Genomic DNA, 24,140 nt, shown 5'->3' with positions numbered 1-24,140 from the left:
GCGTTCAGACACAGACGACACCAAACTCTCAACAATAGTTCCAAAAAAATTATTGGCGGCAGTGGCAGGTGTCCGAATAAAACCAATGAGGGTAATAATAATGATGAAGCGCAATATTCTTGCAGTAGTAATCCCAGCATTGTTAGTAGCTGGCGCAGCTAATGCAGCAGAAATCTACAACAAAGACGGCAACAAACTTGACCTGTACGGTAAAGTTGACGCGCGTCACCAGTTCTCTGATAACGCTAAACAAGACGGCGACAAATCTTATGTTCGTTTTGGCTTCAAAGGCGAAACCCAAATTACTGACCAACTGACCGGTTACGGCCAGTGGGAATACAACGTTCAAGCAAACAACACCGAAGGCGGTGACGCTCAAGATGGCAACGCAACCCGTCTGGGCTTTGCTGGTCTGAAATTTGCTGAATTCGGTTCATTCGACTACGGCCGTAACTACGGCGTAATCTATGACGTCAACGCATGGACTGACATGCTGCCAGTGTTCGGTGGTGACTCAATCTCCAACTCTGACAACTTCATGACTGGCCGTTCTACTGGTCTGGCAACTTACCGTAACACCAACTTCTTCGGTCTGGTTGACGGCCTGAACTTTGCCCTGCAATACCAAGGCAAAAACGAACGTAATGGCGATGTTAAAGAATCTAATGGCGACGGCTTCGGCATGTCTTCCACTTATGATATCGGCTACGGCGTGAACTTCGGTGCTGGTTACTCTACTGCAAACCGTACTACTCTGCAGAAAGATGCTTCTACCGCTCCAGGCAACCAAGCTCAAGCATGGAACGTTGGTGCTAAATACGACGCAAACAACGTATACTTGGCTGTTATGTATGCTGAAACTCAGAACATGACTCCATACGGTACTGTAGCTAACACCATCGCGAACAAAACTCGTGACCTGGAAATTACTGCACAATACCAATTCGACTTCGGTCTGCGTCCATCTTTAGGCTACGTTCAGTCTAAAGGCAAGGATCTGAATGACGCAACTGGCGACAACCATGACCTGTTGAAATATGTTTCTGTTGGTTCTTACTACTACTTCAACAAAAACATGTCTACCTATGTTGATTACAAAATCAACTTGCTGGACGAAGATACCTTCACTGTTAAAAACGGTCTGAACACAGACAACGTTGTTGGTGTTGGCTTGGTTTACCAGTTCTAAGTTAAACTTAATCACGCAGTTTATCTGCTGACATAAGTTGAAAAAAAGACAGGGCCTCGGCTCTGTCTTTTTGTTTTCCCTTTAGTCAATCTAGGGATATTACGCTGCTGATTGACCTATTCTGCCGATTTTTCACCCTGAATCCCCCCGCCTCACAACATTCATTTCTTTTTCTCGCAAACGGTTGGCAAAGACCGCAACTGGCGCTACCCTGATGGTTCTGTTTGCTTAACGCTAAGCCATGGAAGCCTCTGACATGTTTGAAAAAATCACTGCTGCACCTGCGGACCCAATTCTGGGCCTGACCGATATTTTCCGCGCGGATGACCGCCCTAATAAAATCAACCTGGGGATCGGTGTCTACAAAGACGAAACCGGGAAGACGCCGGTGCTGACCAGCGTAAAAAAAGCTGAGCAGTATTTGCTGGAAAATGAAGTTACCAAAAACTATCTGGGCATTGATGGCCTGCCCGTTTTCGCCAGTTGTACTCAGGAACTGCTGTTCGGTACCAATAGCGCGATCATTACTGATAAGCGCGCGCGTACTGCTCAAACGCCTGGTGGTACTGGTGGATTACGTATCGCCGCTGACTTTATTGCCCACCAAACCAGCGCCAAACGTGTCTGGGTCAGCAATCCAAGCTGGCCAAACCATAAAAACATCTTCGCTGCTGCTGGATTAGAAGTTGTTGAATATGCCTATTATGACGCTGCAAACCATGCGCTGGACTTCGATGGCCTATTAAGTAGCCTGTCAGAAGCCCAAGCGGGCGATGTCGTGCTATTCCATGGCTGCTGCCATAACCCAACAGGTATCGATCCAACAGAAGCCCAGTGGAGCCAATTAGCTGAGCTGTCTGTAGCCAAAGGTTGGCTGCCGCTGTTTGACTTCGCTTATCAAGGTTTTGCCAAAGGTTTGGAAGAAGATGCCCAAGGTTTGCGTATTTTTGCCGCGAAGCATCAAGAACTGATTGTTTGTAGTTCTTACTCCAAAAACTTCGGCCTGTATAATGAGCGCGTTGGTGCTTGTACTGTTGTTGCCGCAAGCAGTGAAATAGCCGATATTGCTTTCAGTCAGGTTAAAGCTGTTATCCGTGCCAACTACTCTAACCCTCCTGCTCATGGTGCTTCTGTGGTTGCGACCATACTCAGCACCCCTGCGCTACGCGCAATTTGGGAACAAGAACTGACTGACATGCGCCAACGCATTCATCGTATGCGTCAGTTGTTTGTGAATACCTTGCAGGAAAAAGGCGCTCAGCAAGATTTTAGCTTTATCATTAACCAGAACGGCATGTTCTCATTCAGCGGTCTGACTAAAGAACAAGTTCTGCGTCTGCGCAATGAGTTTGCTGTTTATGCCGTAAATTCTGGCCGTGTTAACGTTGCTGGCATGACACCAGACAATATGGCACCACTGTGTGAAGCCATCGTTGCCGTGCTCTGATTAAGTGGTAATGTCTCACTGTAAAAGGGTGCCTTGGCACCCTTTTGTTTTATACATAAAGCCAAAAGAATCTTAATGGAACATATATTTGGCAAACTCGTTCATTGGCATTGGTCGCCCGTACATATAACCTTGCAGATAATCAACCTTGTGCGCTTGTAAATAACGCATTTGGGTATCATTCTCGACGCCTTCGGCTATAGTTTGCAGCCCCAGTCGTGTCGCCAGATCGATAACATTCCCCACAATGTGGCTCGACAACGCATCTGAACCAATCATGCCGACAAAACTTTGGTCAATTTTAATAAAGTCGACTTTAAACTTCTGCAAATAAGTCAAACTTGAATGCCCCGTACCAAAGTCATCGATAGCAATAAATACCCCCAGAGCATGAAGCTCTGCAAATAACCTATCTGTAGTCTCATCGGCAACAATCAACTTTCGCTCGGTTAGCTCTAGCGTAATATTGATCTTATTGCAGCCAAAGGCCTCAATAAAATTACGGCAGTCATCTACCAGACTCAAATCACGGCAATGATTGGCGCTAATATTAAAACCAAAGTGGAAACCTTCAGGCAATTGATTGACATAAGGTGCAAATTTTTCACTCACTTGTCTCATAATAGAGCGCGTCATCGGCACGATAAGTTCACTGTCTTCAGCCAACGGAATAAATTGATTAGGTTGAATTAGACCATGCCCAGGATGCTGCCAGCGCATTAATACTTCGCAGCCAACCCAGCATTGATCCTTACCGGATACAATGGGCTGCATATAAGGAATAAATTCATTATTTTCTAATGCATGTTTTAATACTAAGGTTGGTGATGCCGCCCTACCCGATAACCAAAAAACCAGTGTGGCAGACCCGACACTCATTAGGATGAAGAAAATTAAGCTGCCTCGCGAATATTGCCAGGCATAATCTAAATATTGCTGATGGGAAAGAGTGGTACTTAATGAATACGCATATTTCTCAGATGCCAAATATAAAGGCTCGTCTCCATTTGGCGGGCGACCTGAATGGACTATTCCTGCCGCATCCATCCATGTATTCCCCACTCTCAGTTGCAGCTCAACATTGCTGCTCAAGAGATTCAGAATACTGCGTAAGTAGTAGCCATCGACGGCAACCAAAATACTGTAATCACCGCGTTCCAGCCGGTAAACCATCAGAGCGCGATCCGGCGTCACATCATTGCCCGACATTAATTCCAATTGCCCATTAACAAACACGTCTAAATCAAAAGGAGTCGCGAGTGGGCCATATATTGAGGAACAATAGATCGTGGAGCCTTTCGCTAAACTGACTGAGCGAACATCCGGGATCATTACCACTTGATCCCGAAGATTCTGTACAACTTGCACACAAGGTTTCCCTAATCCGGTTTCTACCTGAATAGCAGCATGCTGCAAGTTATTAAATATTTGATCAAAGCGAGCTCTGGCTTGCAATAACTTAGCCTCAGCATCCTGATGCATATTGGCCTTGGTTTGTGCATAAATCACTACTGCACCTAACAACAGAAATAGTAATAAAACCATGCAAGCAAAGCCGAGCCGGGACAGTAACTTATTCAGTCTGAAACGACGAAATGGCATAGTAGATTCCATTGAAAGGTGTTCGTCATTTTACGAACTCAAAATGGCAACAAAGAACGATGCCGGATTAATACCAGTGAGATCTTTTTTGTTTTGCTGCGCCTTATCAATATCGTAAAAAACATGCTGACTTAATAGCCATCACCATTATGTCTATAGTACCAATAAATAGCTGATTATTTGTTCACAAAAGACTTTAATCACTCATATTAAATATAACGTAAAAAAGGCACCGTCAGGTGCCTTCATTGTGATCAATACTTGAATTATGCATAGAGTATATGACAGTAAACTTGATGCATCACCAGATTGCAGGTTCTTCTCGTATAAATGGATTAGTCTGCCGCTCATGACCTAGCGTCGACATAGGGCCATGGCCTGGAATAAACGTCATATCGTCACCCAAGGGTAATAATTTGGTTCGGATAGAATTAATTAATTGCTGATGATCGCCGCGTGGAAAATCGCTACGCCCAACACCACCATTAAAAATAACGTCACCCACGAGCGCCAAACGATCCTGTTGATCAATAAAAACAATGTGCCCCGGAGTATGCCCTGGGCAATGTAAGACGGATAACTCCACTTCGCCAACAGTGACTTTGTCACCCTCTTCTAACCAGCGAGTCGGTGTAAAAGCCTCACATTCGCTGAGCCCAAACATTTTACTCTGGGCCGGCAATCCTTCTAACCAAAAAGCGTCTTCTTTTTCTGGGCCATAAATAGGCACCTGAAAATGTGCAGCTAATTCTGCGGCAGCACCTACATGGTCAAGGTGACCGTGAGTCAGTAAAATCTGGCTCACTTTAACGCCTTGACGTGCCACTTCAGCCATAATTTTGGCGGCTTCACCACCTGGGTCCACTAGTGCGGCCTGCCCTGTCGCTTCACACCAGATTAGTGTGCAGTTTTGGCTAAAAGCCGTCACCGGAATAATTTGATATTTCATAAAGCTCCAACCCCAATGCCAACTCAGTAGCTGCGAAGCATTGGCAAAAAATGCGTGTTACCAGGTTCGTGCTGGCCCAGTATCAATATGCACAAAATTACTGCGAGGGTAATATCCTACACCACCTGCGCGCATTTTTAATGCCGCTTTGCGGATATTACTCAATTGAATGCCTTCTATGTGGAAATCCATCGCCCGCCCTTGGGTATGGAAGCTATGTTTAGCCACACCCCGGCTACGTTCACGTAGTTCATTATTGGTATCAAGTGAGCGATAACCTGAAATAAGCTGTACCGGTTTAGTGGTACCGAGAAGGCCTTGCAGACGGTAGAGTTGATCAAAGAGGCGTGGATCGATGGTTTTAACTTTATTAGCCCGATAATCGCGGAATAGATGATTTAAGCGGGAAAGTTCGTCTTTGTTATAGCTTCGACCATCAAAGAATTCGGCTTTTATCGACTCACCTGTATTCAAATTATTCAGGGTCAAGATACGTGGGCGAGGAGTAGAAAGGGTAGCGAATGCTTGCCCCGGAAGCAGCGATATACCCAACGCTGCCCCGCCTAACGTTAGCCATTTACGGCGATAATTATCAATTTTATCCATGATCTCTGTTAATACCCGGCAAGAATGTCAAAAGTAAGCACTATAAAATGTGCCGTCCCGAACCATAACCGCCTACGGAAAACCAGTCAACCCGCATTCGGTACGCATTCACTGTGCGTTTAGATTTAGGGGCTGGGCACCCATTAATGAGTGCCCACAAGACAACCCGATATTGAGACCATTAGTTATTGAGTTTTACTGCATTTATTGCAGCAAAAGTTCAGCCTGTTGGGAGATTTGTGAACCTGATCTCACCGTCATATCATAATTGTAAATATCTGTTCTAAACTGCGGTTTGCCATCGTCGGCAACCCATGCCGTCAGGTAATACAGTTGTACCGGGATACGTTGGCGAATGTTGACGTAAGTGGTATTTCCCTGCTTTAAGGTCGAGGACACTCGCGCATCATTCCAACCCGCATCCTGCAACAGCATATTGGCTAAATCAGAGGCTTTATTCACTCGAACACAACCAGAACTAAGTGCCCGGATATCTTTCTGGAACAAGCCATGGTTCGGCGTATCATGCAAATAAATAGCATCCGAGCTTGGCATATTAAACTTGAAGCGCCCCAAGGAATTACTGGCGCCAGGCTCCTGACGTAGACGATAGGGGAAATTATTCGGCGAAATCATGTTCCAGTTGATCATCGAAGGATCGACGACTTCAGCATCGTTACTCCAGCCGGACAATACGGTATAGCCGTGGCGCTGGAAATAGCTGGAATCATAACGCGCTTTTGGCACGATATCCTGACGTATCAGGGATGTCGGCACGTTCCAGGGCGGGTTCACCACCACATTATTCAACGCGCTGCTCATGAGTGGTGTTTTGCGGCTTGGACGGCCAACAATCACTCTCGATGAGAGCACCTCTGTACCATTCTTATAATAATTCAGCGAATAGTTCGGGATATTAACCATAATGCCGTTGTCTACCCGGCCCGGCAAAATACGTAATCGCTGAATATTCAATGCTAATAATGTTGCCCGCATTTGCGGCGAAACATTCAGCCATTCGCGAGTCCGAACCCCGATAACCCCATCATCACTCAGCCCGTGCCACTGTTGAAAACGTTTGACGGCCTCCATCAGCTCTGGAGTGTAAACATTATCAGTCACTGCGGCAGTCGCCGTCAGTGGTGATGATGATGGCGCAACCACCCCTTCAGTAACCGGGACATCCGCGACCGGTGCCGCCGATGGGCTTACCACCAAACTGTGGGCCTGGGCACGGCTTTTCTCTTCATCAACCGAGAGGTCATCATTAACAACCGCGGCTGCCGGGTTATCCACGGGGATAACTTCGGTATCTTTCGCGGGAACCGCAGCCACCGGATGCAGCATGCCGGTTCTGTCGAGAATCTCCCGCAGAGCGGGAATATCGTCACTGAGTTGGCCTGGGCGTAAACTCGGGCCATTGGCCATTTGCGGCCATGGACGGCGGTCAGCCAACAGTTGTTTCAGCGCCTGATGCATTTTTTCATATTGCGGATGCTGAGGAGCCAGTGAGGCCAGATAAGGCGCAGTGGTCCCTTCGTGTACGGCCTGCTGCCAGCGATTTAAAATCGTAGTCGGCGGCATAGCCATCTTGTACGGCACATTGCTATAGAGCCAGACACTGCCATTCGCGCCAACACCTGAGATAAAGTGCAAATACCCCAACATGGCATCAGACAAAATAACATCGCGGGCCATGCCAGTAATTTCAGGATCACTCAGCCATTTCACCCACTGCATAAATTGTGGTTGAATACCGGAGAGTGCCACTTCAGCCAATTGCTGCTGAAAATGCTGAACAGCCGTTCTATCCTGCCACATGGGCTGCATTTGATTAGCGGCATAAAGCAGCGCTAACTCCGAAGCATAGAATGGCGTGACGTTTTTCGGTAACGTCGCCAATAACTGAGAGCGGCTTTGTGCGACCGTCATACTTTTTGACGATGTGGACAGTGCTGAAGATGAATCTACAGGCATGACTGGCGCGGTGGCTGATGCTGTAAATACCGGCATCAGGCTACAAATTAAAGCGCAGTATAACGCGAATACGCGTTGCGGATTTTTTCTCTCTACCGACATTCTATGCCCCCGGTATGCTTGTCTAAATACGTCATAGTCTGTCGTTACCTTTCTTCCCTGAAGTCGCAGCATGCTAGCGGCTTTCTCACCCGAATGACTGACGGGAACCCGCTCAGCATTGTTTGTTCATCAACTGCAATACCACTATCTTTGGGTATTAACATTATTATACAAACAGAAATCCTACTGGGCGGCCAATATTAAAAATTTAGCCATTTACGTTACGCTAACAGATTTTCTCTGGTTATAGAATATAACCCTCAGCTGTAGCAAAAAATAAAAATGGCCGCTAGACGGCCATTAAATGGAATTAATTATTATTCACCTTTTTGCTGAACGATAATTAACCGGGTTGCTGCTGTTCAACAGGTTTTGAGGGCAGAGTTGGAATTTCATTCGCAAAACCGCGTAAACCAACCACATGTACATGTTCATGATTTTGGAAGACTTTTCGTACCAGTTTATAGGTTGTCCCTTTTTCTGGACTAATATTTTCTGGTGCAGCAATAATTAACTGCATTTCTAGTCGCTCGCACAGTTCGAATAATGTCGCGATGGATTTTGCATCCAGACGCGCGGCCTCATCCAAGAACAGTAAACGGCATGGCGAAATATCTTTGCCACGTAAACGACGAGATTCTTCTTCCCAACTCTGAACAACCATCACCAGAATAGACATCCCGGTACCGATAGCCTCACCGGTTGATAATGCCCCACTCTCTGCCCGTAACCAACCATCCGCACCGCGGTAAACCTCAACTTCCAGTTCCAGATAGTTACGATAATCCAGTAACTCTTCACCAATGGTTTGCGGCAAACGCTGCCCCATATCCATTTGTGGGTTCAGGCGCTGATAGAGTTTTGCCAGTGCTTCAGAGAAGGTCAGGCGATTACTGTTGAACAGGTCCTGATGCTGCTCTTGCTGCTCAGATAGCACATCAAGCAAGGTTGCATGGGCTTCACGCACATTCACATTCAGCCGCACACTCTTCACCTGACCGAATGACACCGCTTGCAGACCCTGATTCAGCATCCGAATACGATTCTGTTCGCGCTGAATGGTTTTGCGGATGATATTCGACACGCTTTTTGAACTGATCGCCAGTTTCTGTTCACGGGCAGTCAGTTCTTCGGTCAGACGGCCCAGCTCAATCTCCATTTGTTCAATGGCTTCCACTGGGTCATCAGTACGGATAATATCCTGACGAATACGTTCACGCAGATGCTGGTACACCGCAATATAGAACTGAATTTTGCGTTCAGGTCGCTTTGGATCTTCTGATAACCGCAGCACATCACGCAGATGTTCATTATCGGCTACCGCCAAACGCAGCGCCCCGAGCGCCTTATCCGACATTGAGCGCAGTTCGTCGCCATCCATATAGGCCAGTTCCCGACGATGTAAGCGGCGCTCAACACCATTATCCTTCACCATGCGCATCACTGCACACCAGCCCGCTTTAGCATTAACCACTTGCTCGCGAATCTGATGATAATCCCGCTCCAGCTTGCGCAGTTTCTTCTGCAAGCTGTCCATTTCGGCTTCGCAGAAAGTCAGCTGCTTTTCTAACTGATTACGGCGTGAGCGATTGGCACTCAATGCGGCATGCAGTTCATCACGGCGAGTACGGGCGCGGGCTTCAGCATCAGGATCAGCCTGAACACCAATATCCACCAGCTCCTGACTCAACTCTTTGAGCATGTCACGTTTGGCATCATAAGAACTTTTTAATGATGCCAGCACCTGATTGTATTGCGTAAATTGGGCCTGATACTGACGCAGCTGTTCGCGGGCGCGGGTACGCTCGGCTTCGGCCTGCTCTAAGCGCTGGCGCAACTTATCGTTGAGGTCTGAATTTTCAGTCAGCATGCCTGCTGAGTCGGTATAGCTAAAGTGTGCGCGGCGCTGCACCACTTCAGTCAATGCGAAAGCTTGCTGCTTCGCCTGACGCTGGCTGTTTTGTGCCAGTAGGTAGTTTTCTTGCAGCTGTTCGTGCTGTTGTGGATCACTTTGCAGCACCGCTAACAGCGGCTCGAGTTTGGTCAGTGAAGCGCCGTGTTTTTGTATATGACGCGCGGCTTCCTGTGCTTCTGCCAGCTCCTCGGTTGTCTCTTCTACCCGGTCAGTCAACGTATCATCAAGTAACAATGAAACCAGCGGAATCAGGCGGTTAAGGGCTGAAATACCCTCTTTAGCCTGTTCAAACTGCTGACGTTGTTGCTGATTTTGATCTTCATGTGCACTCAGGGCGCGCTCAATTTCACCACGGCGAGTATTCAGCAGGCGAATTTCAGCTTCGGGATCAGAATCAAATGCCACAGCCAGATGAGAGCCGATAAAACGGCTGAATGCTTGATGCAGGCGCTGCGTTTTTTGCACATCAAAAGACAACGTCGCATAGCGTTCTGCCAAGCTATCGCGCTCTTGATACAGTGATTCCAGCCGGTTTTCACGGGCGGCACGGCCAAACAGTGGCACTTCCGGGTAGCGAGAATAACGCCATTGGCGATCGGCAATTTTCACCACTACCGCTTTTTCATGCTCTTCGACGGCAAATACGCTGTCATCAAATGACTGCGGGTCCCCTTCGATGAGATAGAGATCTTCCGGACAATCTTCCAGCCCCTGCAATTGGTCACGCACCAATGACAAGTCTGGCACCACGATACCGTGGCGCGATGGGCCATATAATGCAGAGAAATATGGTGCATCGTCGATGGTTACATCGTCATAAATCTCGGATAACAGCACGCCGCCAAAACGTTCAGCCAACGCAATCATCCGCGCATCTTCAGCACCACTAGGCTGGCTCAGCCGCTCGATTTGGGCATCAATGGCGCGTTTAGTCGCTGCCACTTCATCGCGCTCGACCGTGGTTTCACGCTCACGCTCCAGCAACTGCTGCATGTGCTCAGTAACCTGACGGCTGTCTTCCAGTGCTTCGCCACTTTGCTCACTGAGTTGGCTCAGCGCATCTTGTGCCGCCAGCCAAACCGGAGCTCGCGCAGTCAGTTGCTGAATTTTCTGCTTCAGTTGCTCCAGTTCCTGACGCATTTCCATGCGCCGCTCCCCGGCATCACTGACACTGAGAGACAGCTCTTCAACCTGCGATTCCAGCTCGCGCTGCAACTCTTCCAGCTCTTCCGGCTGATACTCCTGCCCCTGACGTTTGCAGAACTCCTGTAATAAACGCTCGGCATCTTGCTGGGCACGCAAGCGCTGTTCCAATTCGGACAAACGCAGGCGCAAGGGCTGAACGCGCTCAGCCAAATGTTGCTGAGACGGCCAATCACGTAATAATTCACGCGCGGTCTGCCAAGCTTCACTGCGGCTGACTTGACCGGCAATCGCCACCACCAGCTGATAAGCTTGCTCAAATTGGCTGTGCGCCGCATCGGCAACACTCAGTTTTTGTTCAAGCTGCAATAAAGACTCGGTGGCTTCTTGCTCTTTGGCCTGAAAAGTTTCCAGCCACTCGTCAGCATTATCAGCTGTTAATTCTGGTAACTGGCACAAGGCACGCGCACGTTCCAGAGCCTGTAATGCTTGTTGATATTGAATAGCTCGCGTCTGCTGCACATCCAGCGCTTGCTGATAATCGGCTAACTGACTTTTCAGTTCGTCCACTTCCAGCTCTGCGGCTTCAGCTCGCGCTTCATTATCAGCTTGCTGCTCGCTTGACTCGGCAACAACTTCGTTTTGCTCTTCCAGCCGGTAAGTCAGCTCTTCCAGATCACTCTGATAGCGCTCGATTTTTTCCTGCTGACGCATGGCTGTCTGCACCAAACTCAGATGGTCGCTGGCCGCTTGGTAGTCAGTCTCGAGATCAGATTCTGCCCCACTTTGCTCTGCCAATTCGCGCGACATTTCAACATGCCGATACTGCTCGGTCACCAGTTGCTTGCGGCTCGCCAGCAAATCGCGGCGCAATACTAACGCGCCATCAAGGTGAATACGCCGCTCATTGGCATGACGCATATAGTCAGCAGCAACATATGAAGTCGCTTCTGAGATCAGATGCTTAAACAGGTCGCGGTCAGACTGAGTAACGCGAATCGCCTCCAAAGTCATGCGGTTTTCACGCAACGCCGACTCCATATCCTGGAAGGCTTTTCGTACCCCGCTGTTTTCCGGCAATAAATAGTCGCGCAGGGAACGGGTAATGGCGCTGGAGATACCACCGTACAGAGAGGCTTCAATCAAACGATAGAATTTACTGCGGTCGGCTGAGGAGCGTAAACGCTTCGGAATCACTCCCAAATCGAACATCAAGGCGTGGTAATCAGTGATGGAGTTAAATTGTTTAAACTGCACCCCCTCCATTGCTTCGACGCGCTCTTTCAACTCTTGCAATGACAACACCCGCGCCTGACGTTCACCGACCACTTCAGTGAGAATTTCGGTCGGTTGAATGGCGGTTGGCAATCCTTGGATAGTAAAAGGCTTGATATCCACTTTGCGGTCACGCCCGGCAACTTGTTGCAGACGGACCCCAACCACCACTCGCTGATGGCGAGAGTTGACCACATCTAAGGTGGAATAACACACCCCGGCGCGCAATTTACCGTGCAAACCTTTATCACGGGAACCACTGGTCGCCCCAGCTTCGGTGGTGTTACGAAAATGCAGCAGCGTCAGGTCGGGGATCAGTGCGGTAACGAAAGCCGCCATGGTGGTGGATTTCCCTGAACCATTGCCACCGGATAATGTGGTGACCAGCTCATCAAGATCGAATGTCCGGGCAAAGAAACCATTCCAGTTAACCAAGGTCAGTGAGCGAAACTTACCGCGTTCAATCATTCCTGTTCATCCTCTGCACTGTCCGTTGCATTACCCATGGTGATATCGGTTTCATCATGGAGTGACAGACTATTCTCTACCGCCATGGCTTCACCATCACGGATCATGCGTAACTGGGCTTCGCGTGGATCATCGCCACTACGCACATCGGCACCAAAGCGGAATACCGCCTCAGTGATACGGAATTTGCTACTGTCATTGCCCATAAAGTAGATCATTCCCAAGCGACGTAGCCGGTTGAGTGACGTTCGTACTTTTTCCTGCAATTTCTGTTTATCTAAATCTGAACCGGTCGAGCGCTGATTAACGAATTTCAGCAATTTGCTCTCATCGGCCAGACTCAGCAGCTCTTCATACAGCTCATGCTGCGCAAAAATGCCTTCATGGGCCAAGCGCTCTGGGCTGAGATAGAGATAACAGAGAATTTTGCCAACCATCATATCCAGCTCAGATAACACTGAACGCGGGATAAGGGTGGTAGAACGCGGGCGTAAATAGAAGAAACCTTCCGGTGCACGGATTAATTCCACGTTATAACGGGTATAAAACTCTTCTAAATATTCCTGAAAATCCATCAGGAAGGCATGATTATCCAGCTCATCAATACCGATATGACGGCCAGCGCGCAGCTGGCTATCGAGTGCCGGAAACAGTGAGTTGGCCAATGCCTGAGCCAGTTTAACCGGCATTACTACTTCAATATTTGTTGATGACATGTGCCTGCACCTTGGCTCCGTAATCATTGATTGCCAACCATTCAGCTGGTAACCCTGAGAAATCGGCTTCGGCCACACCAAGGCGAACTGCCTGGTCGACCAGGATACGAGCCACGTCGAAATGACGAGCACGCGGATATTGCGCGAGGTAATCGCGCATCACTTCCCCCAGATTAAGTGGCAGTTTTTGCTGCTGATAAACCAGCAATGCCTGCTCAATCATGGCGGCTAGCTGCTCACGGATCTCATTAAACTCTTCAAATTCCAGATCCGGTGGCAGCTCCCCGGTAACCTCTTCACTACGCAATGCCAACTCTTCATCGCGCATATCCAGCAAGCGATCGGCGTTGGCGTAGGTAAGAGCCCAAGGGCTATCAAAATAATTTTGCACTGATTGGCGCAAACGCTGGGCGAATACCCGGTTTTTATCCATATCAATCGCAGTACGGATAAACTTGTGTACATGGCGGTCATAACCAATCCACAGGTCAATGGCCTGCTGACCCCAACTGATAATGCGGTCAAGTTTGCTTTGCAGATCAAAGACCAGCTTATCAACTAGCTCCAGACCAGCATTGCCGATGGTGGCTTCCTGAATTCGCAATAAATTCGCCTGAAGCTTATCACCCGCCGCTTCCAGCGTATCTTGTAATTCTCGCAGTGTACCGGAGGTTTCTGACAGCAACATTTCGCAGCTGGCAATGGCGGCACGCCAGTCTTGATTCAGCAATGCGGCGATGTCTTCCTTCACGCTATGCTGCTGTTCATCCATCAAGCGCTGCGTCATATCAATACTGTCAAAGATTTCAGCTACTGAATATTTGAGCGGGGCAAACACATTTCGGTGCCAGTGGAATTCATCACCGTCCTCTTCTGCCGCTTCGGCTGCACGTTGCAGCTCTTGCGCCACAATCGACAACTGCATCGACAAGCGCAGAGTCGAGAACTCGCGCTGGCGGATATAATAATCTGTAATACCAATACCCAATGGAGTCAGGCGGTAAATAGCATTACCGTCGGCCATTTCACTGGTAAAGCGGTTCAGTAAACGCTGGCGCACCATGTCATTGATGGCATTATTGGCGCGCACTGCCACGGTTTCGGTGGTCTGTTCAAAACCTTTACTGACGTGACGAAATGCATCAACCAACTCCCCTTCGCTCATTTCGCCGTCCAGCCGCTCACCGTTTAGGGTAGCAATAGCCATAAGAAAGGCCAGACGCTCCGTTGGCAGAGTAATCGAAAAATCATTTTTTCGCGCCCAGGCGACCAGTTCGGGTACTGTCTGGGAAAATTCACTCATAATGGGTCCTTCAGATTCGGCTTAAACGCCATGACATGCACGTAGCGCCCCAAGCTGATAAAGGGCTCCTGCCGGCAATAGCGCTGTTCCAACGCCAATAATTCAGCAAACTCATCGACTTGTTGCTGTTTATTTTTCATGTAATCGTGAAACACCCGCACTCCCGTCTTACCGCTAATGGTTAATCCCATTTGCTCAAGCCAACCATATACCGTCGGTGGGTCTAAAGGATATTGCGGTGACAGCGAGCGCTGTCGGCGCCTTTTGACACCCGGTATTGCCAACTGAAAGTTACCCAATACCGCATTACGCATCACCAACCCATTGGCATTGAAAAACATCAATGAAAGCGCGCCACCGGGTTTTAGCGCATTAAAAAGTATTTGCAGAACTTGTTGAGGCTCTGCAATCCATTCTAAAACCGCATGGAACAATATCAGATCAACTGGCTGTTCTAAATGTTGGGTGATGTCCTGCGCCGCACTTTGTACAAATTGCATGTTGTGGCTCACACCTTTTTCTTCAGCCGCAACTTTAGCACGCTGGATCATCTCAGCAGACAGGTCACATAATAGAACCTGATGACCTAATGCTGCCAGTTGGCAAGCCATGTGCCCTTCACCACCACCAGCATCTAAAATCCGTAGCGGGCGTTGCGGTAACTGCGCTAATAGCCCGGTGATATCTTGCCAAACCACCGCCTGACGAATCATGCCTTTCGTCGTGCCGTAGATATTGCGGGAAAACTTCTCGGCAATATCATCGAAATTGCGATCCTGCATAGATAACTGTTCCACCATCATCAATATAACTATTGATTTACCCGCCTTGGTAGAGACGTACAAATCAATGGCTACAGCAAAAAGAATGACTACCAACCTGCTATTTTGGCACAGCCTGACTTAGAATAAATCTTCTTGACCCATAATCATCACCAAATGCCGATTTTTCAGCCAAAAGGTGCCTGTTTTTATGCTTTTTACCCTAAAAAAATTTGTCGGTGGCTTATTAATGCCACTGCCTTTGGTGCTAATCCTTATGGGATTGGCACTCATCTTATTGTGGTTTACTCGCTGGCAGAAAAGTGGCAAAACGCTTTTTGCATTAAGTTGGCTGATATTATTGCTTATTAGCCTGCAACCTATCGCGGATCGCCTGCTATTACCGCTGGAAAAACAGTACGCGACTTATCAGGGAAACGACCCGGTAGATTACATTGTTGTCCTTGGTGGCGGCTACACGTTTAATCCGAATTGGCCGCCAAGTGCGAATTTATTCGCAAATAGTTTGCCGCGTGTCACCGAAGGGATCCGGCTATATCGTGCTCATCCCAATGCAAAAATGGTGTTTACTGGCGGCGCTGGCCCCAATAGTCAAAGCAGCGCAAGAACCGCGGCACAGGTTGCTGAAAGTTTAGGTGTCCCAGCCGAGAATATTATTGCGTTAGAGCAGCCCAAAGATACGGTGGAAGAAGCCGCTGCAGTGGCGGGCTTGGTCGGTGATAAGCCGTTTTTGTTGGTGACTTCCGCCAGCCATTTGCCACGGGCGATGAAATTCTTCGCCGCCAAAGGGCTGCATCCCATCCCGGCGCCGGCCAATCAGTTAGCTATTACCACCCCACTGCATAGCTGGGAGCGCAGCATTCCGGCCGCCGTATATCTTGGCCATTCCGAGCGGGCCTGGTATGAAACATTGGGGCTAATCTGGCAGAAATTAACTGAAAATAACCCGCCAGAAAATTGAAAGAGATAATGGGATATTTAATCTAACCAAGGTAAAAGTTGCCGGGCCGCATTATCAAATAAGGCACGGTCTAAATTGCCGGTATGAATAAAACGAGATACCAATTCCCACAGGGTATAGAGCCAACGGCGGGCAACAAAGGATTCAGAAACCGGCGCTTTATTGAGATAACGATAAAATAGTTGGCTCGGCATTCCCTCTTCACTGAGTCGGAATAAATCATACTCGCGTGGCGCCCATAATATCGGGCCGGGATTCAGCATCGCTAATAACTGATCGCTGCGCGCATCTTTCAGCATACTGCGTAAGGTGAGATTGCCGTGCACCAGCACTGAACTGTCGTCAAAACCGGCGAAAAGTGCACTTAAGGAGGCCCGAGCACGATAAAGTACCGCGCGGTCTTCCAAGGTCATGACCGGTGAATTCATATTAGATAGTGTGGCCCACAATACTTCGACGCGTTGCTGATACCAACTGAACCAATTATTTTCCTGTGTGCTATCAACGTTACCCACACAACCATGGCTATCAATGCGGTGCCAGGCTAATACACCTTCAACTATCTGATCCATCAGAGCATCCCAGCGTTCGCCGGTCCGGGTTGGCGCTTCCACTGAAACCCCACGTAAACGCTCCATTAGCAGAATTTCTTTATACGGGGATTGGTGGGTCATGACTAAGCCATACACTGTCGGCAGGCGGATATCGCCCTCACGCGACAACATTGACAGTTTATATGCCTCTTGCTGCGCAATCCCCTGACAAACATAACTTTTCGCCAACAATGGGATGGCCTGCCCCTGCTGATTATACATTGCATACAGATGGGCATAGGGCTGCTCGCTGATACGTTCAAGGCGGGTAATAGACTCCCCAAGCACGACACTCAACTCAGCTTTCAGCTGTTCCATAAGGCTCTTCCGATTATCTGACTATAGGGATTCTTCATAATGAGATGGTGGGCTGGATATTTCCAGAACCCAGATCAAATAACATCCATAATAAAAATCAAACCATCGGCTATAAAATAGCAACGGCAGGATCTAATGAGCCTGCCGTTGGAGTTCTAACGATGATTATTGCATTACTGATTGAGCATAATCGCCCGAACTCGGTCCAAATCTTCTTGAGTATCCACCCCAACCGCCGGCACAGCTTTTGCCACGGCAACATGGATTTTCTCGCCGTACCACAGCACGCGAAGTTGCTCTAATAATTCGATTTGTTCCAGTTTGCTGGGTGCCCAATTAACATAGCGGCGAATAAAACCGGCGCGATAAGCATAGATACCAATATGACGTAAGAAACAGTCACCAATGGTGTCTTTGGATTGAGCAAAACGCTCTCTCTCCCATGGGATTGCCGCACGGGAAAAATAGAGCGCATAACCCTGAGCATCCATAACAACTTTCACCGCGTTTGGATTAAACGCTTCTTCGCTGCTTGCAATCGGTACAGCTAGTGTTGCCATACCCGCGCTAGAGGCGGCCAAATTATCAGCAACCTGGCGAATAATCACCGGCGGTATCAGTGGCTCATCGCCCTGTACATTGACGATAATGTCATCATCAGCAAAATTATAACGCTCGATAACTTCGGCTAAGCGCTCGGTACCAGACTGATGATCAGCTCGAGTCAGGCACACCTCGCCCCCTGCTGCTTCAACAGCTTTCACCACTTCTGGATGGTCTGTTGCCACAATCACCCGAGAGGCACCTGACGCCAGCGCTTGCTCCATCACATGAACAACCATAGGTTTGCCAGCAATATCAGCCAGTGGCTTACCGGGTAGACGGGTTGATGCATAGCGGGCGGGAATTATAGCAAGGAAACTCATGCGTGCTTCTCATCAATTGACAGTGGGCGGGCTTCGTTCTCCAACAATACCGGAATGCCGTCACGCACCGGGTAAGCCAGATTGTCAGCTTTACATACCAGCTCAAGGTTTTCTTTATTGAAGTACAACTTGCCGTTGCAGACCGGGCAGGCAACGATTTCGAGTAAACGGTGGTCCATACATCCTCCAGAATGGAGTTTAGCCAGCAGGAAAGTGGTCGAGGATATCATATCCACAGTTGCAGGTTAACTGCGCCGATGCCGTCATTGATATCCACGGTTAATAACAAGCAGTTATGTTAAGCAGCATTAATATAAGTAAATACTCTCGGCAATTGGGGTGGTAAATGTTGGTTTTGTTATTGATATGTTGAATATCGAGGAGTATTATTTTGTGACTGACATCACACAATTATGTGCATCGAGTAAGAAATGAAAGTATTCCATAAAATTATTGCGCTGTTTGCTAACTTCAGCAACTAAGCCGCAAAAATACAAATAGCAGCACCTGCAAAATAGCCCGGCGATGAAGTTAATATCGAACAGAGGCAACAACGACTCAAAATAATTGGCGCTACGGCGTCCAGTCAGAAGAGTAAAAAAAACGGCTACCCTTGGGTAGCCGTTTTTTTAGAAAGCGATCACATCAGCGGCTGACGGCCCGTGAATACTACGATATGTAGAGAATTCAACGTCCTGCCCTTCACTCAGTGATTTATTTTTGGTGTTGGCAATGGCTGTCTTGCTGACATACACATCCAAACTACCATCATGTGGAGAAATGAAACCGTAACCTTCGGACTGGTTGAACCATTTCACGCGACCCATTTTTAACGTCATAATAAATTTCCTTTTACTGGGCATCCTAACAACTCATTTTTATTTATTGTTTAGATGCAGTTGCCCATCCTAAAGTTTTCTGATTAAACCTCTATGAGCTTGATTGTATGAAAAAACCCGCATAAATGCGGGTTTTAGAATTTTGCTATCCGGATAGATGATTAGCACATCGGCATCATCAATTTCCAAGATAATTCAAACATTATAATTCTGAATTACAGAGCAATAACGTTTGCGGCAGCCGGCCCGCGCGGGCTGTCTTGGATGGTGTACTCAACACGTTGGCCTTCAGCCAAAGTTTTGAACCCATCAGTTGCGATTGCGGAGAAGTGAACAAACACATCGTTACCGCCATCATGCTGTTCAATAAAACCAAAACCTTTAGCTTCGTTGAACCACTTAACCTGACCAGTTTTCTTAGACATAACTTTTACCTTTACTATCAAATACAAATACTAATAAATCTGCCATAAGGCACTCTACGCTATTGGCAATAGCGGGTCTGCATCAGAAACATTACTTATGGGAGTTACTTATCGGAGATACTAGGAGGTTCGTCTTTGAAGCGGCATCAAAAAGATAACGTCTTGGGAGGAACTGCTTTGCTTTACTCTCGTACACTCTTACACATAAATAGGTCTGTATCACAGGCCGGCGGCTATTTACTCACAAAAAATATAATCATGCAATCATTTTATCTGGGAAAATACATCCAGCTGCAGCATCAATGAGATGTCACGCATAAAAAACCAATATTCTCCGCTGGTTACTCCCTAACTTAACGATATCAAACTAAAATAAAAATTGAGCATACAGTAACCACCCGGCAATTTGCGCTGCAATAGGCCAATAGGAGCCACCTGATGACGACCCAGCCATCCTTTGTTCAGCCCGATGAAATACGTGCCAGATTCTCCCGCGCTATGTCGGATATGTATCAGGCCGAAGTCCCGCTATACGGGGCCTTATTGCAATTGGTTGCCGAAATAAACACCCAGACCATGGAACAGCAACCAGAACTGACTCGTCATTTGCGCCAAACAGGGGAGATTGAGCGGTTAAATATGGAGCGTCATGGCGCTATCCGGGTGGGAACGGCCGCCGAACTTGCTACCTTGCGCCGTTTATTTGCCGTCATGGGTATGGTTCCTGTTGGTTATTATGACCTGGCTCCAGCCGGAGTACCGGTTCACTCCACGGCATTTCGCGCCGTGCATGAAGCCTCATTGCAGGTCAGCCCTTTCCGGGTTTTCACTTCACTATTACGTCTAGAGCTGATTGAACAACCTGAGCTGAGACAGCAAGCTGCTGATATTCTTGCGAAAAGAGATATTTTCACCCCACGTGCCATTGAGTTAATTGCAAAGTATGAAACTGCGGGTGGGCTAACGGATAATGAAGCGACTGATTTTATTACTCAGGCCTTGGAAACATTCCGCTGGCATAGCCAAGCCACTGTCAGTGCCGAGGTTTACCAGCAACTTCATGATCAGCATCGCTTAATTGCTGATGTAGTTGCTTTCAAAGGGCCCCATATTAATCACCTGACCCCACGAACGTTAAATATAGATGCCGTGCAAACAGCGATGCCAGAGCACCATATTACCCCCAAGGCGGTGATCGAAGGGCCGCCGCCACGCCACTGCCCGATACTATTGCGGCAAACCAGCTTTAAGGCATTGGAAGAAAAAGTCGCCTTTATATCCACTGATGGCCAGAGAGTTCAAGGGCATCACACTGCCCGCTTCGGCGAGATAGAACAGCGCGGTGCTGCACTGACCGCCAAAGGCCGCTCCCTTTATGACCACTTGTTACAGGCAGCCCAAGATCAATTACAGGTGCCTGCGAATGAGAAAAATGCTGAGCAATATAAAACTCTCCTTTGTGAGCAATTCAGCCAATTCCCTGATGATTACCCGACAATGCGCGCAGAGAAACTCGCCTTTTTCCGTTATTTCCCTACCGAGAAAGGCCTCCATATTTCTGCGGCATCAATCCAAGATCTGACTTTAGAACAACTAATTAGCGCCGCTATCATCCAATATGAACCTTTGGTTTATGAGGATTTTTTACCTGTCAGTGCCGCAGGGATTTTCCAATCAAATTTAGGGGATAAAGGCCAGAGTCATTTTACCGGACACTCCAGTAAACAGAATTTTCAGCGTGATTTAGGGGTTGAGGTCATTGATGAACTGCAATTGTATGAAGAAACCCAGCAACGTTCGTTGGCTGCATGTGCAGCAGCCTTACAATTGCCGACTCTGAGTTTATAAATTGGATGATACCGAATGGCGAGGGAGTGCCTGAATTTTCAGCAGTAATTGTTCAGCCTGATCAGGCGGTAACTGTGCATCGACTGGCAGATACCACCAGTTAGGCTGAGCAAAAGCCCGGCATTTGACGGCATCTTTTTCGGTCATGAGTAATATCTGTGGCCCCGAAGTCAGTGGGCTAAGTTGAGCCAATGAATAATCCTGATGGTCTGCAAAAGCATATTCATTTTTAGGCTCAATACCTAATGAACTCAGTGTGGCAAAAAAACGGGGCGGATGACCGATTCCCGCCATAGCGACGACATGGTGCAATTGCTGTGCGGGTAGGCGTTCACCTGTTACCAAATTAATCGCGTCGCATGCCACCAACTGCATGGGGATTTCACCCACAGCTGCCAGACCGCCATTAGTTATCACTGCATCGACAGAGCGAAGTCGCCCTGCCCGCTCCCGCATTGGACCAGCAGGAAGCCACCAGCCATTACCGAAACGCCGCACACCATCAATCACCACCAGCTCAAAATCGCGCTGCAATGCATAATGTTGTAAACCATCATCTGTGATGATGAAATCCAGCTCGTGATATTTCAGTAAGGTTTTTACAGCCTCAGAACGTTTAGGAGAAACGGCCACTGGCGCACCAGTGCGCTGAAAAATCAGCACCGGCTCATCACCTGCCTGAGCCGTTGTGATTTCATTGGAGAGTAGCAACGGATAGACATCCGACTTACCGCCATAACCACGGGACACCACACCAACACGGTAACCCCGCAGTTGTAGGTGTTCCACCAGCCAGATAACCACTGGCGTCTTACCATTACCGCCAGCGGTAAGATTACCAACAATAATAACCGGCACTGGGGAGCGCCAAGCTGAACGCAGCCCCAGAGTATAGCTGGTACGAATAAGCCAGGTGATTGCACCATAGAGCCAAGATAGCGGTAGCAGTAATAAATACAGCCACGACTTCCCAGACCAAATACGCTCAATCATTGGCCAAACTGCATACGGTTAAGTTGGGCATAAGCACCCTTTTTCGCCAGCAATTCTGCATGTACACCGCGTTCGACAATGCGCCCATCTTCAATCACCAAGATCTCATCCGCTTTTTCAATGGTGGACAAGCGATGCGCAATAACCAGTGAAGTGCGGTTTTTCTGTAACTCATCCAATGCAGATTGGATCGCCCGCTCAGATTCGGTATCCAATGCCGAGGTCGCTTCATCCAGAATCAATATTGGGCAATCTCGCAATAGCGCTCGCGCAATGGCAATACGTTGACGTTGACCACCAGAAAGCATCACGCCGTTTTCACCAATCACGGTGTCCAGGCCATTTTCCATTTTATTGATAAAGTCCATGGCATAAGCCATGCGGGCAGCTTCTTCAATTTCAGCGCGGCTGTATTGCTCATCACGGGCATAAGCGATGTTATTAGCAACAGTATCATTGAACAGATGTACGTTTTGCGATACCAGCGCAACCTGATTACGTAGGGAGCCCAACCGATAGTCACGTAAGTCATGACCATCCATCAGGATGCTGCCTTCACTCACATCGTAGAAACGGGTAAGTAAATTAGCGATAGTTGACTTACCTGAACCTGAACGCCCTACCAATGCCACGGTTTTACCCGCTTCAATGTGCATATTAATATCATTCAGTGCTGGGGTGTCTTTGCCCGGATAGTAGAAAGTCACATGGCGGAATTCTATTTCACCTTTCGCGCGTTCAACTTCCAGTTTGCCATCGTCCTTTTCCTGCTCCATATCCAGAATAGTGAATAGCGTCTGGCAAGCCGCCATACCGCGCTGGAATTGGGCATTCACATTGGTGAGTGACTTCAATGGGCGCATCAGTGCAATCATGGCGGAGAACACCACCGTAATCGTACCGGCGGTCAGGGTTTCCATCACACTTGGGAAGCTTGCTGCATAGAGCACAAACGCCAAGGCAAAAGAGGCGATCAACTGAATAATTGGGTCGGAAATAGAAGAGGCTGAAACCAGCTTCATCCCCTGCTGACGCATGCGGTTACTGACCGTCTCAAAACGCTCGGTTTCAACTTTCTGGCCACCAAAGATCAACACCTCTTTGTGCCCTTTAAGCATTTGTTCTGCACTGGTGGTCACTTCCCCCATCGTGCTTTGCATATTTTTACTAATATTACGAAAACGCTTTGAGACCAAACGGATAGAAACCGAAACAATCGGTGCGATGACGATTAAAATCAGCGACAACTGCCAGCTGTAGTAAAACATCATAATGAACAAGCCGATAATCGAAGCCCCTTCCCGCACTACAGTAACCAATGCGCCAGAAGAAGATGCCGCGACCTGCTCGGAGTCATAGGTTATACGGGATAACAGAGTACCCGTTGATTGCTGATCAAAAAATGAAACCGGCATTCCCATCATATGGCTGAATAAGCGGCGACGGATATGCATCACCACTTTGCCTGAGACCCAGGAGATGCAATAGCTTGAAACAAAGCCAGTGACACCACGGACAACCATCAAACCGATTACCGCCAGAGGCATCCATTTTAAAATTGAGCTGTTCGCTTTACCAAAACCATCGTCTAACAATGGCTTTAGCAATGACAACATAAAGGTGTCACTGGCAGCATTAAGGATCAATGCTATCGCCGCCACCACAAGACCGGTCTTAAAAGGAGAGATCATTGGCCAGAGGCGACGGAACGTCTGCCAAGTGGATAGATCTTTATCATTCATCATGCAAATACCAGCACCAGA

Annotated in this window: 19 protein-coding genes; 4 read left to right on the top strand and 15 right to left on the bottom strand. The window is 48.1% G+C overall.

Annotation, left to right across the window (positions count from 1 at the left end; genetic code table 11):
• The first annotated feature begins 103 nt into the window (after positions 1-103).
• Both ompF and N0H69_RS11320 read left to right on the top strand, forming a co-directional pair.
• Complete coding sequence (ompF, locus tag N0H69_RS11325; RefSeq protein WP_050147316.1) at positions 104-1,189, top strand: porin OmpF; 1,086 nt, start codon at positions 104-106, stop codon at positions 1,187-1,189.
• Between the two features lie 256 nt (positions 1,190-1,445).
• Positions 1,446-2,636, top strand: a complete 1,191-nt coding sequence (locus N0H69_RS11320) for an amino acid aminotransferase (RefSeq protein ID WP_050121007.1) — start codon at positions 1,446-1,448, stop codon at positions 2,634-2,636.
• Between the two features lie 72 nt (positions 2,637-2,708).
• Here the strand turns inward: N0H69_RS11320 and N0H69_RS11315 are convergent, their stop codons facing one another.
• The 8 genes from N0H69_RS11315 to cmoM form a co-directional block, all read right to left on the bottom strand.
• Positions 2,709-4,238 carry an EAL domain-containing protein gene (locus tag N0H69_RS11315; protein ID WP_050151063.1) on the bottom strand — a complete coding sequence of 510 codons (1,530 nt, stop codon included), beginning with the start codon at positions 4,236-4,238 and terminating at the stop codon, positions 2,709-2,711.
• Between the two features lie 301 nt (positions 4,239-4,539).
• Positions 4,540-5,187 carry an MBL fold metallo-hydrolase gene (locus N0H69_RS11310; RefSeq protein ID WP_050106322.1) on the bottom strand — a complete coding sequence of 216 codons (648 nt, stop codon included), beginning with the start codon at positions 5,185-5,187 and terminating at the stop codon, positions 4,540-4,542.
• A gap of 57 nt (positions 5,188-5,244) precedes the next feature.
• Positions 5,245-5,793, bottom strand: a complete 549-nt coding sequence (gene mepK / locus N0H69_RS11305) for a peptidoglycan L,D-endopeptidase MepK (protein WP_050106321.1) — start codon at positions 5,791-5,793, stop codon at positions 5,245-5,247.
• Positions 5,794-5,997: 204 nt separating this feature from the next.
• Positions 5,998-7,872 (bottom strand): L,D-transpeptidase LdtD, encoded by a 1,875-nt coding sequence (locus tag N0H69_RS11300; RefSeq protein ID WP_050147282.1) that lies wholly within the window; start codon positions 7,870-7,872, stop codon positions 5,998-6,000.
• Positions 7,873-8,215: 343 nt separating this feature from the next.
• Positions 8,216-12,673, bottom strand: coding sequence for a chromosome partition protein MukB (gene mukB / locus N0H69_RS11295; RefSeq protein ID WP_050133059.1), 4,458 nt, complete (start codon positions 12,671-12,673; stop codon positions 8,216-8,218).
• On the bottom strand, positions 12,670-13,389 hold the full coding sequence (gene mukE / locus N0H69_RS11290) for a chromosome partition protein MukE (protein WP_050151062.1): 720 nt from the start codon (positions 13,387-13,389) through the stop codon (positions 12,670-12,672). The genes mukB and mukE overlap by 4 nt, the downstream gene beginning before the upstream one ends.
• Complete coding sequence (gene mukF / locus N0H69_RS11285; RefSeq protein ID WP_050106317.1) at positions 13,370-14,692, bottom strand: chromosome partition protein MukF; 1,323 nt, start codon at positions 14,690-14,692, stop codon at positions 13,370-13,372. The genes mukE and mukF overlap by 20 nt, the downstream gene beginning before the upstream one ends.
• Positions 14,689-15,474 carry a tRNA uridine 5-oxyacetic acid(34) methyltransferase CmoM gene (cmoM, locus tag N0H69_RS11280; RefSeq protein WP_032911336.1) on the bottom strand — a complete coding sequence of 262 codons (786 nt, stop codon included), beginning with the start codon at positions 15,472-15,474 and terminating at the stop codon, positions 14,689-14,691. Before cmoM ends, mukF begins: the two co-directional genes overlap by 4 nt.
• Before the next feature lie 190 nt (positions 15,475-15,664).
• Here cmoM and elyC point away from each other — a divergent pair, with 190 nt between their 5' ends.
• Entirely contained in the window at positions 15,665-16,435 is a 771-nt protein-coding gene (gene elyC / locus N0H69_RS11275) for an envelope biogenesis factor ElyC (RefSeq protein ID WP_050151061.1), read from the top strand.
• A 17-nt stretch (positions 16,436-16,452) separates the two neighbouring features.
• On the opposite strand, the gene N0H69_RS11270 is transcribed toward elyC, so the two are convergent.
• The 5 genes from N0H69_RS11270 to cspE form a co-directional block, all read right to left on the bottom strand.
• Complete coding sequence (locus N0H69_RS11270; RefSeq protein WP_050106315.1) at positions 16,453-17,346, bottom strand: YcbJ family phosphotransferase; 894 nt, start codon at positions 17,344-17,346, stop codon at positions 16,453-16,455.
• 173 nt (positions 17,347-17,519) lie between these two features.
• Entirely contained in the window at positions 17,520-18,272 is a 753-nt protein-coding gene (kdsB, locus tag N0H69_RS11265; protein WP_050151060.1) for a 3-deoxy-manno-octulosonate cytidylyltransferase, read from the bottom strand.
• The gene (locus N0H69_RS11260; RefSeq protein ID WP_004700032.1) at positions 18,269-18,451 is read right to left on the bottom strand and encodes a Trm112 family protein; all 183 of its coding nucleotides are present in this window, start codon (positions 18,449-18,451) and stop codon (positions 18,269-18,271) included. The genes kdsB and N0H69_RS11260 overlap by 4 nt, the downstream gene beginning before the upstream one ends.
• Positions 18,452-18,901: 450 nt before the next feature.
• On the bottom strand, positions 18,902-19,111 hold the full coding sequence (locus N0H69_RS11255; protein WP_005159937.1) for a cold-shock protein: 210 nt from the start codon (positions 19,109-19,111) through the stop codon (positions 18,902-18,904).
• A gap of 215 nt (positions 19,112-19,326) precedes the next feature.
• The gene (cspE, locus tag N0H69_RS11250; RefSeq protein WP_050106313.1) at positions 19,327-19,536 is read right to left on the bottom strand and encodes a transcription antiterminator/RNA stability regulator CspE; all 210 of its coding nucleotides are present in this window, start codon (positions 19,534-19,536) and stop codon (positions 19,327-19,329) included.
• A gap of 438 nt (positions 19,537-19,974) precedes the next feature.
• Between cspE and hglS the strand changes: the two genes are divergently transcribed.
• Positions 19,975-21,384: a 2-oxoadipate dioxygenase/decarboxylase HglS gene (gene hglS, locus N0H69_RS11245; protein WP_050151059.1), complete on the top strand. Its 1,410-nt coding sequence runs from the start codon at positions 19,975-19,977 to the stop codon at positions 21,382-21,384.
• Here hglS and lpxK read toward each other — a convergent pair.
• Both lpxK and msbA read right to left on the bottom strand, forming a co-directional pair.
• Positions 21,379-22,377 (bottom strand): tetraacyldisaccharide 4'-kinase, encoded by a 999-nt coding sequence (gene lpxK / locus N0H69_RS11240; RefSeq protein WP_050151058.1) that lies wholly within the window; start codon positions 22,375-22,377, stop codon positions 21,379-21,381. The two genes, hglS and lpxK, sit on opposite strands and share 6 nt — an antisense overlap.
• Complete coding sequence (gene msbA, locus N0H69_RS11235) at positions 22,374-24,122, bottom strand: lipid A ABC transporter ATP-binding protein/permease MsbA (RefSeq protein ID WP_050106310.1); 1,749 nt, start codon at positions 24,120-24,122, stop codon at positions 22,374-22,376. The genes lpxK and msbA overlap by 4 nt, the downstream gene beginning before the upstream one ends.
• Positions 24,123-24,140 lie beyond the last annotated feature (18 nt).

Origin of the sequence: Yersinia alsatica, assembly GCF_025133195.1 — a bacterium.
Taxonomy (GTDB): Bacteria; Pseudomonadota; Gammaproteobacteria; order Enterobacterales; family Enterobacteriaceae; genus Yersinia; species Yersinia alsatica.
This window is presented reverse-complemented; position numbering and strand designations above follow the sequence as displayed.

Excerpts from the sequence above, each read along its gene's own strand:
- kdsB (WP_050151060.1), bottom strand. The coding sequence starts at position 18,272 with ATGAGTTTCCTTGCTATAATTCCCGCCCGCTATGCATCAACCCGTCTA.
- N0H69_RS11255 (WP_005159937.1), bottom strand. The coding sequence starts at position 19,111 with ATGACGTTAAAAATGGGTCGCGTGAAATGGTTCAACCAGTCCGAAGGT.
- ompF (WP_050147316.1), top strand. The coding sequence starts at position 104 with ATGAAGCGCAATATTCTTGCAGTAGTAATCCCAGCATTGTTAGTAGCT.
- lpxK (WP_050151058.1), bottom strand. The coding sequence starts at position 22,377 with ATGATTGAGCGTATTTGGTCTGGGAAGTCGTGGCTGTATTTATTACTG.
- N0H69_RS11300 (WP_050147282.1), bottom strand. The coding sequence starts at position 7,872 with ATGTCGGTAGAGAGAAAAAATCCGCAACGCGTATTCGCGTTATACTGC.
- N0H69_RS11315 (WP_050151063.1), bottom strand. The coding sequence starts at position 4,238 with ATGCCATTTCGTCGTTTCAGACTGAATAAGTTACTGTCCCGGCTCGGC.
- hglS (WP_050151059.1), top strand. The coding sequence starts at position 19,975 with ATGACGACCCAGCCATCCTTTGTTCAGCCCGATGAAATACGTGCCAGA.
- mepK (WP_050106321.1), bottom strand. The coding sequence starts at position 5,793 with ATGGATAAAATTGATAATTATCGCCGTAAATGGCTAACGTTAGGCGGG.
- N0H69_RS11310 (WP_050106322.1), bottom strand. The coding sequence starts at position 5,187 with ATGAAATATCAAATTATTCCGGTGACGGCTTTTAGCCAAAACTGCACA.
- mukB (WP_050133059.1), bottom strand. The coding sequence starts at position 12,673 with ATGATTGAACGCGGTAAGTTTCGCTCACTGACCTTGGTTAACTGGAAT.
- N0H69_RS11320 (WP_050121007.1), top strand. The coding sequence starts at position 1,446 with ATGTTTGAAAAAATCACTGCTGCACCTGCGGACCCAATTCTGGGCCTG.
- cmoM (WP_032911336.1), bottom strand. The coding sequence starts at position 15,474 with ATGCAGGATCGCAATTTCGATGATATTGCCGAGAAGTTTTCCCGCAAT.
- cspE (WP_050106313.1), bottom strand. The coding sequence starts at position 19,536 with ATGTCTAAGAAAACTGGTCAGGTTAAGTGGTTCAACGAAGCTAAAGGT.
- mukF (WP_050106317.1), bottom strand. The coding sequence starts at position 14,692 with ATGAGTGAATTTTCCCAGACAGTACCCGAACTGGTCGCCTGGGCGCGA.
- mukE (WP_050151062.1), bottom strand. The coding sequence starts at position 13,389 with ATGTCATCAACAAATATTGAAGTAGTAATGCCGGTTAAACTGGCTCAG.
- N0H69_RS11270 (WP_050106315.1), bottom strand. The coding sequence starts at position 17,346 with ATGGAACAGCTGAAAGCTGAGTTGAGTGTCGTGCTTGGGGAGTCTATT.
- N0H69_RS11260 (WP_004700032.1), bottom strand. The coding sequence starts at position 18,451 with ATGGACCACCGTTTACTCGAAATCGTTGCCTGCCCGGTCTGCAACGGC.
- msbA (WP_050106310.1), bottom strand. The coding sequence starts at position 24,122 with ATGATGAATGATAAAGATCTATCCACTTGGCAGACGTTCCGTCGCCTC.
- elyC (WP_050151061.1), top strand. The coding sequence starts at position 15,665 with ATGCTTTTTACCCTAAAAAAATTTGTCGGTGGCTTATTAATGCCACTG.